Below are 13,450 nucleotides of genomic sequence, written 5' to 3'. Positions count from 1 at the left end.
AGGGGGAGGGGGACCAGCGAAGCTGGTGGAGGGGGAGGCACCCCGACCGTCAGCCGTTCCTCCCCCTCCGTCGCCTTCGGCGCCACCTCCCCCTGGCGGGGGAGGATGAGAAAGGCTCCTGGCGAGGGAGGATGAAGCGGACGTCGGGGTGGGTGACGGAGGCGCCCGGCTGCTGTACCGGCAGCCCATGTCCCTGCCCCTCGTCGCGATCGTCGGACGGCCCAATGTGGGCAAGTCGACGCTGTTCAACCGCCTGGTCGGCAAGAAGCTCGCGCTGGTCGACGATCGGCCGGGCGTGACGCGCGACCGGCGGGAGGGGGACGCGAGCCTCGTCGGGCTCGACTTCCGCGTGATCGACACCGCCGGCTACGAGGACCAGGACGCCGCCTCGCTGCTCGGCCGGATGCGCCACCAGACCGAGACGGCCGTCGCCCAGGCGGACGTCGCGCTGTTCATGATCGACTCGCGTGCCGGGATCGTGCCGCTGGACGAGGAGATCGCCCGCTGGCTGCGCGCGTCGACCACGCCGGTGATCCTGATCGCCAACAAGGCGGAGGGTCGCGCGGGCGAGCAGGGCATCCTCGAGGCACTGGCGCTCGGCTTCGGCGATCCCGTGGCGCTGTCGGCGGAACACGGTGAGGGCGTCGCCGACCTGTTCGAGGCGCTCCTGCCGCTGCTCGACGGGCTGGAGGGACGCGAGGCCGACGTCGACGATCCGCTCGACCCGACGCTGAAGCTCGCGATCGTCGGCCGCCCCAATGCAGGCAAGTCGACGCTGGTCAACCGCATGCTCGGCGAGGATCGGATGATAACGGGCCCGGAAGCCGGGATCACGCGCGATTCGATCGCGATCGACTGGGACTGGCGCGATCCCGCCACCGGTGACACGCGGCCTGTCCGGCTGATCGACACCGCCGGCATGCGCAAGCGCGCCAAGGTGCAGGACAAGCTGGAGAAACTGTCGGTCGCCGACGCGCTGCACGCGGTCGACTTTGCTGAGGTCGTCGTGCTGCTGCTCGACGCGACGCTGGGGCTGGAGGCGCAGGACCTGCGCATCGCCGACCGCGTGCTGGAGGAAGGCCGCGCGCTGGTGATCGCACTCAACAAATGGGACGTCGCCGAAAACGCCTCGTCCTTGTTCAACGGCGTGAAGAAGGCGCTGGACGAGGGGCTGGCGCAGGTGAAGGGGGTGCCGCTGCTGACCGTCTCGGGCGCGACGGGCAAGGGCATCGACCAGCTGATCGCCGCGGCGTTCGAAGTGCGCGACGCCTGGTCCAAGCGCGTCGGCACCGGCGAACTCAACCGCTGGTTCGAGCGCGCGATCGAGGCCAATCCGCCGCCCGCCCCAGGCGGCAAGCGGATCAAGCTGCGGTACGTCACCCAGGCCAAGACGCGGCCGCCGGGCTTCGTGGTGTTCGGCAACCGCGTCGACGAGCTGCCGACCAGCTATCAGCGATACCTGATCAACGGCATCCGGCGCGACCTGGGATTCGGCGCGGTGCCGGTGCGCCTGACGCTGCGATCGCCCAAGAACCCGTTCGACCAGGGCCGCTGACGGCCGCCGGACGGCGTCCTCCCCATTATGGCCTGATTTGCAACGCCCTGTTTACGAACGCGGCGGTAAGGCGGGATCAGGCCTGTCACGGGCATTGGCGCCGCAACCGGGAGAACAAGAGTGGCGTTCGAAGGAAGCACGTTGGTCGACTGGACGGTCTTTGGCCGTGCGCGATCCGAGCTGGGCGCGGGGTTCGGGCGGATCCTGGGCTATTTCCGCGAGGATGGCGTCAAGTCGGTCGCCGCGATCGAGGCAGCGGTGCGTGCGGGCAACGCGGTGGCGATGGTGATCCCGGCGCACACGCTGAAGGGCGAGGCGCGCCAGTTCGGCGCCGAGCCGCTCGCCGACCTCGCCGAGACGATCGAGATGTTCGCGCGCGACTGCGTCGAGCGGCAGGACACGCCCGAGCTGGCGGTGGAGCATGTCGTGAAGCTGCGCCCGCTGTTCCAGGAAACGCTGGCGCTGCTGGAGCGCGAGGCCAACCCGCTGGTGGAGCGCCGGGTGGTGGGAGGCTTCGGGCGGAAGGCGGTCTGACCCATCTATCCTCCCCCGCTAGGGGGAGGTGGCAGCCAAAGGCTGACGGAGGGGGAGGAAGGGCTGAGGTTTGGGGTGCCTCCCCCTCCACCAGCTTCGCTGGTCCCCCTCCCCCTGGCGGGGGAGGATGAGTCTCGAACATCTACCCCGCTCCACCCCGCATCGGCTCCAGCCGCCAGCGCGCGAGGCTGCGCCAGGCCCATTCCATCGGGCCGTAGCGGAACCGGGCGAGCCATGGCTGCGACCACAGCAGCATCGCGAGCCACACGGCGGCGACGACCGCCAGCAGCTCGACCCGCGTGAACCGCCCGAACAGGCCCAGCCCGTCGAACGCGCCGGCGCAGATCAGGCTGGTGCCGAGGTAGTTGGAGAACGCCATCCGCCCCGCCGCCGCGACGCGCGAGCCGATCGCGCCCGCCGGGCGCAGCAGCAGGACGATCAGCGCGATCCAGCCGGCGATCATCGGCGGGCGGAGCGGCGCGGACAGCGTCTCCGCCTCCCACGCCACCGCGCGCGGGTCGAACCGCTGCGCGATCACCCACCACGCGAGCGCCGCGCCGAGCGGCACGCCGATGCCGAAGCCGATCGCGACCGTGCGCGCATAGCCGCGGCGCGACCAGCCGCCGGTCAGCATCCCGCCCTTCAGCGCCGCCATGCCGAGCAGCATATAGGCCAGCGTCTCCAGCCCGACCGACCACAAGGTGCCCAGGACCAGCCGCGGCGCCTCCGCGACGCGATCGGCGACCAGTCCTGCGTAGCTCCCGCGGTGGAGCGCGATCTGGTGGGCGATCGTCGCCGGTGCGGGCACGCCGAACTGGTCGCGCACCAGCGGCCAGTCGTGCAGCGCTTCGGAGCTCGGATGGCCGCCCGCGATCTCGGCGGCGATCTGGTCGGCGGCGAGCGGCGTGTCGAGCGACAGCACGAGCTGCAGGACGATCAGCGCGATCGCGGCGGCGACCAGCGCGTGGGCTGGCCGACGCCGGAACGCGAACGCCACTGCGCCGACAGCTGCATAGTGGACGAGGATGTCGCCGTCCCAAACCAGCACCAGATGCGCGAGGCCGAAGACGAGCAGCCAGCCCATCCGCCGGTAATGCACCTGCGCGGCGCGCGTCCCCGCCCGATCGGTGACGAGCAGCAGCGACGCGCCGAACAGCCACGAGAACAGCCCGCGCATCTTGCCGTCGACCAGTACCAGCTCGGTGGCCCACACCGCGAGGTTCCACCCGTGCGCCCCGCCATAGGCGGCGGGGTTGAGGTAGGCGGCCTCGGGCATCGCGAACGACTGGACGTTCATCAGCAGGATCCCCATCACCGCGACCCCGCGGACGAGGTCGATCGTGGCGATGCGGGGGGTGTCGGGTTGCACGGTCAGGGAAGCGTCGCCCTCACCCTTCCGCGGCTGCGCCGCTCCCTCCCTCTCCCAACGGGAGAGGGAAGGGGCCCGCTCGCGAAGCGAGTGGGAAGGGTGAGGGCGACAGCTTGGTGGTGATCAGATTAACTCAGAAGTTTGTCGGGGACAGACGGCTAAGCTCGTCGTTTGCGAGCAAGTCGCCTGGACACTGTTCGGGGCTGCGAAGGTGCGCGACCCAGACCGAACTATCCGGAAGGATCAATCGGTGCGCCGTGCCAGAGTGGCGTTCGGGTCGCTCCCCCCGAGCGCGATCAGCTCGCGCGCGGCTTGGCGGTAGATCAGCGATTGCAAGGCCTGGCTGACCAGCGCGGACCGGTCTGGCGCATCCACCGCGGCCTCTGCCTTCGCGAGCAACGCGTCTTCGATCTCGACCTCGATCTTCATGTGGCCTTTATATCCCGGCCGCTGCCCTCACGCCAGTTCCACCTCGCCCTGCATCAGCGCGGGGAAGAACGCCTCGTGGGCGGAGCGCAGCGCGGCGACGGTGACGACGTGGTCGCTGTCCTCCAGCTCGACGATCAGCCGGTCGGCGATCGTGCGGCCGATGCGCGCGACGTTGACGACGGCGGCGTCCGCGGCCTGGAGGAAGGGGAGCAGGTGATGGTCCTCGACCGTCACGACGTAGAGGCCCTGGTCCTCGGCGAACAGCTCGGCCGGCGCCATCGTCGGACTGACCAGCGCGCCGATGTTGCCGGCCCCTGATCCCGCCGACGCCATCGCCATCTCCGCCACCGCGACGATCAGCCCGCCGTCGGACACGTCATGGACCGCGGTCAGCGCCCCCGCCGCGATCTGCGCGCGCACGAAGTCGCCGGCGCGGCGCTCGGCGGCGAGGTCGACGGGCGGCGGCGGGCCGGCGTCGGTCCCCGCGATCCCGTGCCGCTCGCGCAGCCACAGCGATTGGCCCATGTGGCCCCTGGGCGTGCCGATCAGCATGATGACGTCACCGGTCGCCTTGAACGCGATCGTCGCGGAGCGGCGCCAGTCCGCCAGCAGCCCGACCGCGCCGATCGCGGGCGTCGGCAGGATCGAGGAGCCGCCACCGGTAGCCTTGGACTCGTTGTAGAGCGACACGTTGCCCGACACGATCGGCAGCTCAAGCGCCGTACACGCCTCCGCCATGCCCTCGATGCAGCCCACCAGCTGCCCCATGATCTCGGGTCGTTGCGGGTTGCCGAAATTGAGGCAGTCGGTCGCGCCGAGCGGCGTCGCGCCGACCGCGCAGAGGTTGCGATAGGCTTCCGCGATCGCCTGCTTCCCGCCCTCGCGCGGGTCGGCGAAGCAATAGCGCGGCGTGACGTCGGTGGTGATCGCCAGCGCCTTCTGCGTGCCGTGGACGCGCACCACCGCCGCGTCGCCGCCCGGGCGCTGGACGGTGTCGGCGCCGACCATGTGGTCGTACTGCTCCCAGATCCAGCGGCGCGAGGCGAGGTCCGGGCAGCCGACGAGCGCCAGCAGGTCCGCCGCGACGTCGTCGCACACCGGGAGGGACGCCAGCGGGGCGGGGAGCACGGTCGCGACCCACGGCCGGTCGTATTTCGGCGCCTCGTCCGCCAGCGGGCCGAGCGGAATGTCGGCGACCGTCGCGCCGCGATGCGTCAGCACCATGCGGCCCGTATCGGTGACGCGGCCGATGACCGCGAAGTCCAGCTCCCATTTGCGGAAGATCGCCTCCGCCTCGCCCTCGCGGCCGGGTTTGAGCACCATCAGCATTCGCTCCTGCGACTCCGACAGCATCATCTCATAGGGCGTCATCCCCGTCTCGCGCTGCGGCACGTCGTCCATGACCAGCTCGATGCCGACGCCGCCCTTGCTCGCCATCTCGACCGACGAGGAGGTGAGGCCCGCCGCGCCCATGTCCTGGATCGCGACGATCACGTCGGTCGCCATCAGCTCCAGGCACGCCTCGATCAGCAATTTTTCGGTGAACGGGTCGCCGACCTGCACCGTCGGGCGCTTCTCGTCGCTATGCTCGTCGAAGTCGGCGGACGCCATGGTGGCGCCGTGGATGCCGTCGCGCCCGGTCTTGCTGCCGACGTAGACGATCGGGTTGCCGATGCCGCTGGCGGCCGAATAGAAGATGCGGTCGGTGTCCGCGATGCCGACCGTCATCGCGTTGACCAGGATGTTGCCGTCGTACGCGGCATGGAAGTTCACCTCGCCGCCCACGGTCGGCACGCCGACGCAATTGCCGTAGCTGCCGATGCCGCCGACGACGCCCGCGATCAGGTGCCGCATCCGGGGATGATCGGGCCGGCCGAAGCGCAGCGCGTTCATGTTGGCGATCGGCCGCGCGCCCATGGTGAACACGTCGCGCAGGATGCCGCCGACCCCGGTCGCCGCGCCCTGGTGCGGCTCGATATACGAGGGGTGGTTGTGCGACTCCATCTTGAAGATCGCGGCCTGGCCCCTCCCATCCGGACCTGGGCCGATGTCGACGACGCCGGCGTTCTCGCCCGGGCCGCAGATAACTTGCGGGCCGGTGGTGGGGAGCTTGGCGAGGTGCAGCCGGCTCGACTTGTAGCTGCAATGCTCGGACCACATGACCGAGAAGATGCCGAGCTCCAGCAGATTGGGCTCGCGGCCCATCGCATGGAGGACGCGATCGTATTCCTCAGGGGAAAGGCCGTGGTCGGCGACGATCTGGGGGGTGATCTGGGGCATGGGTGGCGTTTAGCCGCCGCGTTCGGGGATGCCTAGGGCTGCGCCGCTCGGCTCTCTTTATCCTCCCCCGCAAGGGGGAGGGGGACCAGCGAAGCTGGTGGAGGGGGCGGAGGGGCAGACGCTCGGGAGTCCTCCCCCTCCGTCCGGCTGCGCCGGCCACCTCCCCCTGGCGGGGGAGGATTAGCGTTGCACGACACGCTAGCTCGCCCCCGCCTCCACCCCGAAATCCACATCCCGGCGCTCGGGCCCGAACCAGGTCCAGCCCGCCAGCACCACCGCCGTCACGCCCGCCACCAGCGCCAGCGCATAGCCATAGTCGCCGCCGTGCGCGTGGGCGAGGCTCGCCTGGAACGGTGCGTTGCGGGACGCGATCAGGTTGCCGAGCTGATAGGCGACGCCGGGGAACAGCCCGCGCAGCCGCGGCGGGGACAGTTCGTTCAGATGCGCCGGCACCACGCCCCACGCGCCCTGCACCGCGACCTGGATCAGGAACGCGCCGAGCCCCAGCAGCAGCGGCGTCGCAGAGAACGCCCAGAGCGGGACGACGGGCAGCGCCAGCAGGCTCGCGATCGCGATCGCGCGCCGTCGCCCGATCCGCTCGGACCAGATGCCGAACGCCAGCCCGCCGACGATCGCGCCCAGGTTCATCACGATCGTCAACAGGCTGATGGTGTGCGTGCCGAAGCCGTGCTGCATCTTGAGGAAGGTCGGATACTGATCCTGCGTGCCGTGGCTGAAGAAGTTGAACGCGGTCATCATCACGACGAGGTACAGCGCGATCCGCCAGTTGGCGGCGATCTCGCGCAGCGGGTTGAGCCGGGGCTTGCCCGCGGCGGCGGCAAGCATGGTCGCCTGGACGGGGCTCTCCTCCACGCGGGCGCGGATGAGGAACACCACCAGCGCGGGCACGACGCCGATGAAGAACATGCCGCGCCAGCCGACATGATCGTAGAACAGCCCGAAGGCGATGCTCGCGAGGAAATAGCCGGACGGATAGCCGCTCTGGAGCAGCCCGGACACCAGCCCGCGCAGCCGCGGCGGCACCGTCTCCATGACGAGGCTGGCGCCCACGCCCCACTCGCCGCCCATCGCGAAGCCGAACAGCGCCCGGATGACGAGCAGCGACCAGAACGACCAGGCGAGCCCCGACACGACGGAAAAGGCCGAGAACAGCAGGATGACGATCATCAGCACCGGCCGCCGCCCGAACCGGTCCGCCGCCCAGCCGAACGCGAACGCCCCGAACGGCCGCGCGGCGAGGGTGGCGAACAGCAGTTCGGACACCGCCGCGTCGTCCACCCCGAACGCGGCGCCGATCGCGGGTTTGAGGAACACGAGCAGGAAGAAGTCGAACGCGTCGAGCGTCCAGCCAAGATAGCTCGCCAGGATCGCCGAGCGTTGCGGGGGGGTGAGCGAGCGGAGATCGGAGAGGAGCGACATGGGGGGAACATGCCAGCAGGCGGCGGCGGGGGCTAGACACGGATCGTTCGACTTTTCTCATCCGCCCCTGCCAGGGGGAGGATTGCTCAGTGCGTCGTTTCGTCGCTTGATCCTCCCCCGCCAGGGGGAGGGGAACCAGCGAAGCTGGTGGAGGGGGAGGACTGGCTGACGTTTGGGGCGCCTCCCCCTCCGTCCGGCTGCGCCGGCCACCTCCCCCTGGCGGGGGAGGATGATAGAATGCCCGTCGGGGCCACCTGATCCTAGCCCGCTAGGTGGAGGGATCAAATGGCGTCCTTCAAGCCCGCCGCAGCCACCGCCGCGCCTCGCCGATCAGCCTCGACCAGATCAGCTCCTCCGGCCCCGCATAGCCCATGCCGACATGGTCGGGCCGCACCGCCACCACGTCGGCGAGCGTGATGCCGCGGGTGCGCAGTGCCGCCCGCCCGATGCGGGCCCAGCGGCGTGCGGTCTCCCAGCGGATCAGCGTCACGTCGCGATCGTCGACCGGGCGGCGGTCGAGGAAGTCCTGCTGCAGCGTCACCAATATGGCGCCGAGCCGCGCCAGCGTCGCGCGGTCGGGCACCGGCACCTGGCCCATCACGTGGCGCACGACCAGCGTCGCGGCCGGCTCCGCCTCGTCGCCCAGCACCGGGGCATAGGCCTCCGCCATCACGCGCGTCGCACTCGCCTGCATCCTGTCGACCAGCCGCTGCGACATGCCGCCGGCGTGCTGGCGATAGACGACCAGCTCGTCGTCGAGCCGCGCGATCCGGCCGAGCCGCGCCAGCCGGTGATAGAGATCGAAATCCTCCGCGCAGACCAGCTCGGGCCGCGTGAACGGATCGAGGCGCCTCGCCGCCTCGCCGCGGATCATCACCGACGACCAGACGAGCGGGTTCTCGATCCGGAGCAGCCATTCGATTAGCGCAGGCGTCGTAATCGGCGCGTGGCGCAGCGGCGTGACGCGCCCGTCCGACAGCGCGGCGGCGGCGCTGCCGACCAGCGCCACGTCCCGGTGCCGGTCGAGATAGGCGACCTGCCGCGCGAACCGGTCGGGGCGGCACAGATCGTCATGGTCGAGCCCGGCGACATAGCGGCCGCGCGCGTGCGACAGCGCCATGTTGCGCGCGAGCACCGGGCCGCCGTTCTCCCGCGCCGCGATCACCCGCACGCGGGCGTCGGGCCAGCCGCGCAGCATCGCGAGCGTGCCGTCGGTGGAGCCATCGTCCACCACCACCGCCTCCCAGTCCGGCATCGTCTGCGCGGCGAGGCTGGCGAGCGTCTCCCCGATCAGCGCCGCGCCGTTATACGCGGCCATGACGACGCTGACGGTCGGGGTCGCAGGCGTGTCTGTCATCCGGCCGCCCGCGCGAGCGTCGTGGACGCGTCGGCTGCGCCGCCGTCGAGCAGCTGGTCGACGATCATCCGGCCGACGTCGTTCTGCCACAGCCACAGCCCGTTGGCCTGGCCCGTGAAGCTCGCCTCGCCGCCCAGCGTGCCCCAGGGCACGAAGCCGGCGGCGAGACCGATGCCATAGAGGCCGGGCAGCGGCGCGCCACCGGCATCGAGCACGCGGCAATGCCGGTCCACCATCGCGGCGCCGGCGTCGGCCGCGAGCGCGATCGGCCGCCCCGCGCCGTCCGCCACCGGCAGCGCGTGCGGGCGATAGCCGAGCGCGGCGATCACCAGGTCCGCCTCGCGCAGGATCGTCGCCGCAGCCGCGTCGGCGCCGGCCGCGATCCGGTGCAGCCGGACGCGCGGATCGGCGCGCCGGCCGCCGACCGCCAGCATCCGCAGCACGAGCTCGCGCGCCTCCAGCCGGAAGCCGCCGAGCCGATAGACGAAGCCCGACACCGGGCAGACGTCGTCCGGCCCCCAATCGGTGAACCCGTCCGCCAGCGCCGCCTCCGCCGACGGGTAGAAGGGCCTGAGCGGTCGGCGGTGGAGGAGGGTGATGCCCCCGCTGCCCAGCGGCAGTGCGGGCCGCCCGCGCAGCAGCAGCGCGATCGTGGTGAGCGCGCTCGTCGAGCCGCCGATCACCGCGATCCGCGGGTCGGGCCTGGCGGACAGCAGGTCCGCGACCCGCTCCAGCCCGCCGATCGCGAGCACCTGGTCGGACTGGAGCAGCCGGTCGCCGGCCAGCGCCATCAGCGGCTCGCCCGCGACGGTCTGCGCGGCGAGCCGGTCGAGCGGCTGGTGCCCGCCGGTCGCGATCACCACGCGGTGCGACAGTTGCTCGATCTCGCGCCCGTCCGCGCGGCGCAGGCGGGTGCGCCACAGGCCGTCGGCGGTCAGCTGCGTGCCCAGCGCCTCGTGCCCCGTCAGCACCGCGCCGCCGCTCGCCCTGACGAGATCGGCCAGCCGGTCGCCGATGACGCGCAACAATGGCCCGGCCTCCGCCAGCGGCACGCCCAGCGCCTGCACGTGACGCTCCACGGTGCGCGCGGCGGGGTGGGTGGCGAGCGCGGCGAGGCTCGGTTCGGGATTGCCGACCACCGCGGTCAGGAAGGTCTGCGCGGTCGAATCCGACGCGATCGCATAGCCGCCGAGCCGTCCGCCGCCCAGCGACGCATCGCGCTCCGCGATCACCAGCCCCTGCGCCAGCGCCGCCAGCCGGCTGTCCCTCGCCGCCGCGGTCAGCATCGCGGTGCCCGCGGGGCCGCCGCCCACCAACAGCGTGTGGGCGATCGACGGCAGGACGCGGGCGGGCACCCGCCGGGCGAGCCGCGCGGCGACGCCGGCCAGCGTGGTCGCGATGTGGCGGGCGTCGGCGGGCGTCATCGCATCGGTGATCGGCAGCGACAGGATGCGCGCGGACAGGTCGTCGGCGACGGGTGTGGCCTCGATCAGCGTATGGTCGCGGAACCAGGGCTGCTGGCCCAGATGCGGGCTGAAGTAACAGCCGCTGGCGATCCCGCGCGCGTCGAGTGCCGCCGCCACCTCGTCGCGCCGTCCGGCCAGCGCCGCGGGCAGCAGCAGCGGCATGAACTGCATCGCGCGCCGCCGGCCGAGCGGCGCCTGGAAGGTGAAGCCTTCCGCGGCACCGAGGCCGTTAGCGATCCCGCCGTCGCCGAGCGTCTCGCGATACGTCTCCTCGATCGCGGCGCGGTTGTCGCAGATCGCGTCGATCCCGGCGAGCTTCGCCATCGCGAGCGCGGCGGGCACCTCGGCGAGCTTGGCGTTGATGCCCGGCAGCGTCGCGCTGCGCCCGCGCTCGAAGCCGAAGCCGGCCATCGTGCGCAACTCGGCGATCAGCGCCGCGTCGCCGCTGTGGATCAGGCCGCCTTCGCCGACCGCGAAGGTCTTGGTGGCGTGCATCGAATGGACCACCGCGAACGGGCAGTCGGCGCCGAACCCGCGCCCGTCCGCATCGATCGTGCCGAGCGACGAGGCCGCGTCCACCACCACGCGGACGCCGAACCGGCGCGACAGCCGGACGTAGCGGTCAAGGTCGATCGCCGCGCCGAACGCGGCATAGGGGACGACGACGGCGATCCGGGCGCCGTATCGCTGGAGCAGCCGTTCCTCCTCGCGGGCGTCGAGCACCCAGGTTTCGGGATCGACGTCGGCGATCAGCGGCGTCAGCCCGGCCCATTCCGCCGCCTGCGCGGTCGCGGCGAAGGTCATCGCGGGCACCAGCGCCAGCGCGTCGGAGCGCGGGCAGGGGCCGATCGCGTGGCGGATCGCGATCATCAGGCCCAGGGTGGCGTTGGCGACCCCCAGGCTCGCGCCGACGCCGCCGAACAGCTCCCGCGTCACCGCCGCCTCGAACGCGCGCAGCTCGGGGCCGTTGTTGCTGTAGACCCCCGACGCATCGATCCGCCGCAACGCGTCGCCCTGATCGGCGAGGCGCGGCGGATTGGGGGCGATGAGGGGATAACGGACCATCGGCGAGCCTTTGCAGCAGGCGGCCCGCATGCCTGATGGCCTGCTAAGGATACGTTACGGCGGCGCACCGAAGTGCGGTGACGATGAGTCCAACTTCATCCTCCCCCAGCTCGCTGGGGGAGGGGGACCGCTCGCGCAAGCGAGTGGTGGAGGGGCAGGGTGCGGACCGCTGCCGATACAACGGCCCCTCCACCATCCGGCTCCGCCGGACGGTCCCCCTCCCCGAGACGAGCTCGGGGAGGATTTGTTAGAGTCGGCGTGTCTACCCTACTGCTGCGTCTCGGTGTCGTTCTTCACCTCGCCGCCCGTGCCGCCGACGCCGTCCGCTTCGCCGGGCGTAACGCAAGAAAATCGTGGAAACCAGACGTGGCTGCGGTAGCAACGTCTGCATGAGCGACACTCACAGCAGGATCATCGCCGCCGCCGCGAAAACCGAGTTGGCTTCGCTCGGTTTCCGGCAGAAGGGTCGATCTCGACTATGGCTTGCAGATCGTGGTTCGTGGCTCAACGTGGTGGAGTTCACGCCAGGCAGATGGTCCAAGAGCGTATCGCTGATGAGCGCGGCTCACTGGCTGTGGGTGGGTGCTGGTTTCATGAGCTTCAATGTCGCCACCTCATCGAAATGCCATGCAGAGTTCGGCACGGAAGATCAGTTTAGAAGCGCGACAGGCGATATCGCCAAGGTGGCTCGCGCAAACGCCATTGCAATGGATGAACGATTTCCATCCTTCGGCGTGATCGCTGATTTCGTCATCGAACGTGCCCGGAGTAGCCCAGACAGGATGGGGCCAAGCTGGTGGGGTTACGAAGCAGGCATCGCCTCGGGACTAATCGGCAACTTCGAAGAAGCAGGAACCTTCCTGCACGGCCTGACCGATGACAGGGTCACTGGGCATGCGGCGCCCCTGTTGCCGCTCCTCGCCGATCCCGAAGCTTTCAGGATCAAGGTGAACGATCTCGTCGCGCAAGAACGCGCACGACTGAAGCTCAAGGCTTTGGATAATCCCGTGTTCTGATGTTTGCAGATGAGCGGCAACCGAACAGGTACCCTGAGCCTGTCGTAGGGGATGGGCAGGTGCTTCGACAGGCTCAGCACGAACGGGGAGGGTGAGGGATGTACCAACCTTATCCTCCCCGAGCTCGTCTCGGGGAGGGGGACCATGCGCAGCATGGTGGAGGGGCCACGTCATGTGTCGCATGATCTTTCAGGCGAAGCACCTGACACCAGTGGGTACTCGCAGGCCCCTCCACCATCCGGCTCCGCCGGACGGTCCCCCTCCCCGAGACGAGCTCGGGGAGGATTTGCTAGAATCGGCGTGTCCCCCTTACTGCTGAGTCTCCGTATCGTTCTTCACCTCGCCACCCGTGCCGCCGACGCCGTCCGCCTCGCCGGGCGCGGTGAAGGGGCTGGGTTCCTCGCCGCCTTCGCCACGCGCCACGGCATCGGCGCGTGCCGCCACCGCCTGCTCGATGTCGCTGCGCGGATCGTCGCGGTCGGGCAGGCCGGGACCCTTCTCGGGGCCGGCGTCGTCGCTGTCGTTCATGGGCATCGGCCCTTCAGAACTCGGCGGGTTGAGACGTGCCGGGGTCGCCGGCGGGCAGGCCGGGGTCGGGCAGGTCGAAATCGGGCGCCGGCGGGCTGACCTCGGGGCCCGGGCTGCCGGGGCCGGTGGGATCGTTCGACGGGATCGGCAGCTCGGTCGGGGGGATGGAAGCCATGGGGTCTCTCCTTATGCGTCCTCAACGCGCAGGGTTCGCGCCTAGTTGCTCCCTCGCTTGCGCGAGCCGGGTTGCTCCCTCGCGTCGCGAGCCGGGTTGCCCCGCCCGCCCGGCTGCGATAAGCGCCGCGGACCGGCTTTGTCCGAGCAGGCGGGCGTGGCGGAATTGGTAGACGCAGCAGGTTTAGGTCCTGCCATCGCAAGATGTGGGGGTTCGAGTCCCTTCGCCCGCACCAG

The 13,450-nt window shown here is 70.8% G+C and carries 11 protein-coding genes and 1 tRNA gene; 4 read left to right on the top strand and 8 right to left on the bottom strand.

Going from position 1 to position 13,450, the window contains the following annotated elements:
• Positions 1-187: 187 nt before the first annotated feature.
• Together der and ACFE65_RS16240 are read left to right on the top strand one after the other, a co-directional pair.
• A complete protein-coding gene (gene der / locus ACFE65_RS16245; RefSeq protein ID WP_375383407.1) occupies positions 188-1,555 on the top strand; it encodes a ribosome biogenesis GTPase Der in 1,368 nt (455 codons plus the stop codon).
• Between the two features lie 120 nt (positions 1,556-1,675).
• On the top strand, positions 1,676-2,089 hold the full coding sequence (locus ACFE65_RS16240) for an Hpt domain-containing protein (protein ID WP_375383406.1): 414 nt from the start codon (positions 1,676-1,678) through the stop codon (positions 2,087-2,089).
• Positions 2,090-2,231: 142 nt separating this feature from the next.
• Here the strand turns inward: ACFE65_RS16240 and ACFE65_RS16235 are convergent, their stop codons facing one another.
• The 6 genes from ACFE65_RS16235 to ACFE65_RS16210 form a co-directional block, all read right to left on the bottom strand.
• Complete coding sequence (locus tag ACFE65_RS16235) at positions 2,232-3,458, bottom strand: DUF418 domain-containing protein (RefSeq protein WP_375383405.1); 1,227 nt, start codon at positions 3,456-3,458, stop codon at positions 2,232-2,234.
• A gap of 243 nt (positions 3,459-3,701) precedes the next feature.
• Positions 3,702-3,887, bottom strand: a complete 186-nt coding sequence (locus ACFE65_RS16230; protein ID WP_375383404.1) for a type II toxin-antitoxin system VapB family antitoxin — start codon at positions 3,885-3,887, stop codon at positions 3,702-3,704.
• Between the two features lie 27 nt (positions 3,888-3,914).
• On the bottom strand, positions 3,915-6,167 hold the full coding sequence (purL, locus tag ACFE65_RS16225) for a phosphoribosylformylglycinamidine synthase subunit PurL (RefSeq protein ID WP_375383403.1): 2,253 nt from the start codon (positions 6,165-6,167) through the stop codon (positions 3,915-3,917).
• Between the two features lie 198 nt (positions 6,168-6,365).
• Positions 6,366-7,607 carry an MFS transporter gene (locus ACFE65_RS16220; protein WP_375383402.1) on the bottom strand — a complete coding sequence of 414 codons (1,242 nt, stop codon included), beginning with the start codon at positions 7,605-7,607 and terminating at the stop codon, positions 6,366-6,368.
• A gap of 295 nt (positions 7,608-7,902) precedes the next feature.
• Entirely contained in the window at positions 7,903-8,964 is a 1,062-nt protein-coding gene (locus tag ACFE65_RS16215; protein ID WP_375383401.1) for a glycosyltransferase family 2 protein, read from the bottom strand.
• The gene (locus ACFE65_RS16210; RefSeq protein WP_375383400.1) at positions 8,961-11,495 is read right to left on the bottom strand and encodes a DegT/DnrJ/EryC1/StrS family aminotransferase; all 2,535 of its coding nucleotides are present in this window, start codon (positions 11,493-11,495) and stop codon (positions 8,961-8,963) included. Before ACFE65_RS16210 ends, ACFE65_RS16215 begins: the two co-directional genes overlap by 4 nt.
• 389 nt (positions 11,496-11,884) lie before the next feature.
• Here ACFE65_RS16210 and ACFE65_RS16205 point away from each other — a divergent pair, with 389 nt between their 5' ends.
• Positions 11,885-12,511 (top strand): hypothetical protein, encoded by a 627-nt coding sequence (locus ACFE65_RS16205; protein WP_375383399.1) that lies wholly within the window; start codon positions 11,885-11,887, stop codon positions 12,509-12,511.
• 309 nt (positions 12,512-12,820) lie between these two features.
• On the opposite strand, the gene ACFE65_RS16200 is transcribed toward ACFE65_RS16205, so the two are convergent.
• Entirely contained in the window at positions 12,821-13,039 is a 219-nt protein-coding gene (locus tag ACFE65_RS16200) for a hypothetical protein (RefSeq protein WP_375383398.1), read from the bottom strand.
• 13 nt (positions 13,040-13,052) lie between these two features.
• Positions 13,053-13,214 carry a hypothetical protein gene (locus ACFE65_RS16195; protein WP_375383397.1) on the bottom strand — a complete coding sequence of 54 codons (162 nt, stop codon included), beginning with the start codon at positions 13,212-13,214 and terminating at the stop codon, positions 13,053-13,055.
• 150 nt (positions 13,215-13,364) lie between these two features.
• Here ACFE65_RS16195 and ACFE65_RS16190 point away from each other — a divergent pair.
• A tRNA-Leu gene (locus tag ACFE65_RS16190) sits at positions 13,365-13,449 on the top strand.
• The last annotated feature ends 1 nt before the right edge of the window (position 13,450 follow it).

The organism is uncultured Sphingomonas sp. (genome assembly GCF_964237335.1).
GTDB lineage: Bacteria > Pseudomonadota > Alphaproteobacteria > Sphingomonadales > Sphingomonadaceae > Sphingomonas.
Note: the sequence above shows the minus strand (reverse complement) of the source record. Positions and strands in the feature narration are given on the sequence as shown.

What these genes read in the sequence shown, in the direction of transcription:
- ACFE65_RS16230 (WP_375383404.1), bottom strand. Translation starts at nt 3,887, where the DNA reads ATGAAGATCGAGGTCGAGATCGAAGACGCGTTGCTCGCGAAGGCAGAG.
- ACFE65_RS16200 (WP_375383398.1), bottom strand. Translation starts at nt 13,039, where the DNA reads ATGAACGACAGCGACGACGCCGGCCCCGAGAAGGGTCCCGGCCTGCCC.
- ACFE65_RS16220 (WP_375383402.1), bottom strand. Translation starts at nt 7,607, where the DNA reads ATGTCGCTCCTCTCCGATCTCCGCTCGCTCACCCCCCCGCAACGCTCG.
- ACFE65_RS16215 (WP_375383401.1), bottom strand. Translation starts at nt 8,964, where the DNA reads ATGACAGACACGCCTGCGACCCCGACCGTCAGCGTCGTCATGGCCGCG.
- ACFE65_RS16205 (WP_375383399.1), top strand. Translation starts at nt 11,885, where the DNA reads ATGAGCGACACTCACAGCAGGATCATCGCCGCCGCCGCGAAAACCGAG.
- ACFE65_RS16210 (WP_375383400.1), bottom strand. Translation starts at nt 11,495, where the DNA reads ATGGTCCGTTATCCCCTCATCGCCCCCAATCCGCCGCGCCTCGCCGAT.
- der (WP_375383407.1), top strand. Translation starts at nt 188, where the DNA reads ATGTCCCTGCCCCTCGTCGCGATCGTCGGACGGCCCAATGTGGGCAAG.
- purL (WP_375383403.1), bottom strand. Translation starts at nt 6,167, where the DNA reads ATGCCCCAGATCACCCCCCAGATCGTCGCCGACCACGGCCTTTCCCCT.
- ACFE65_RS16195 (WP_375383397.1), bottom strand. Translation starts at nt 13,214, where the DNA reads ATGGCTTCCATCCCCCCGACCGAGCTGCCGATCCCGTCGAACGATCCC.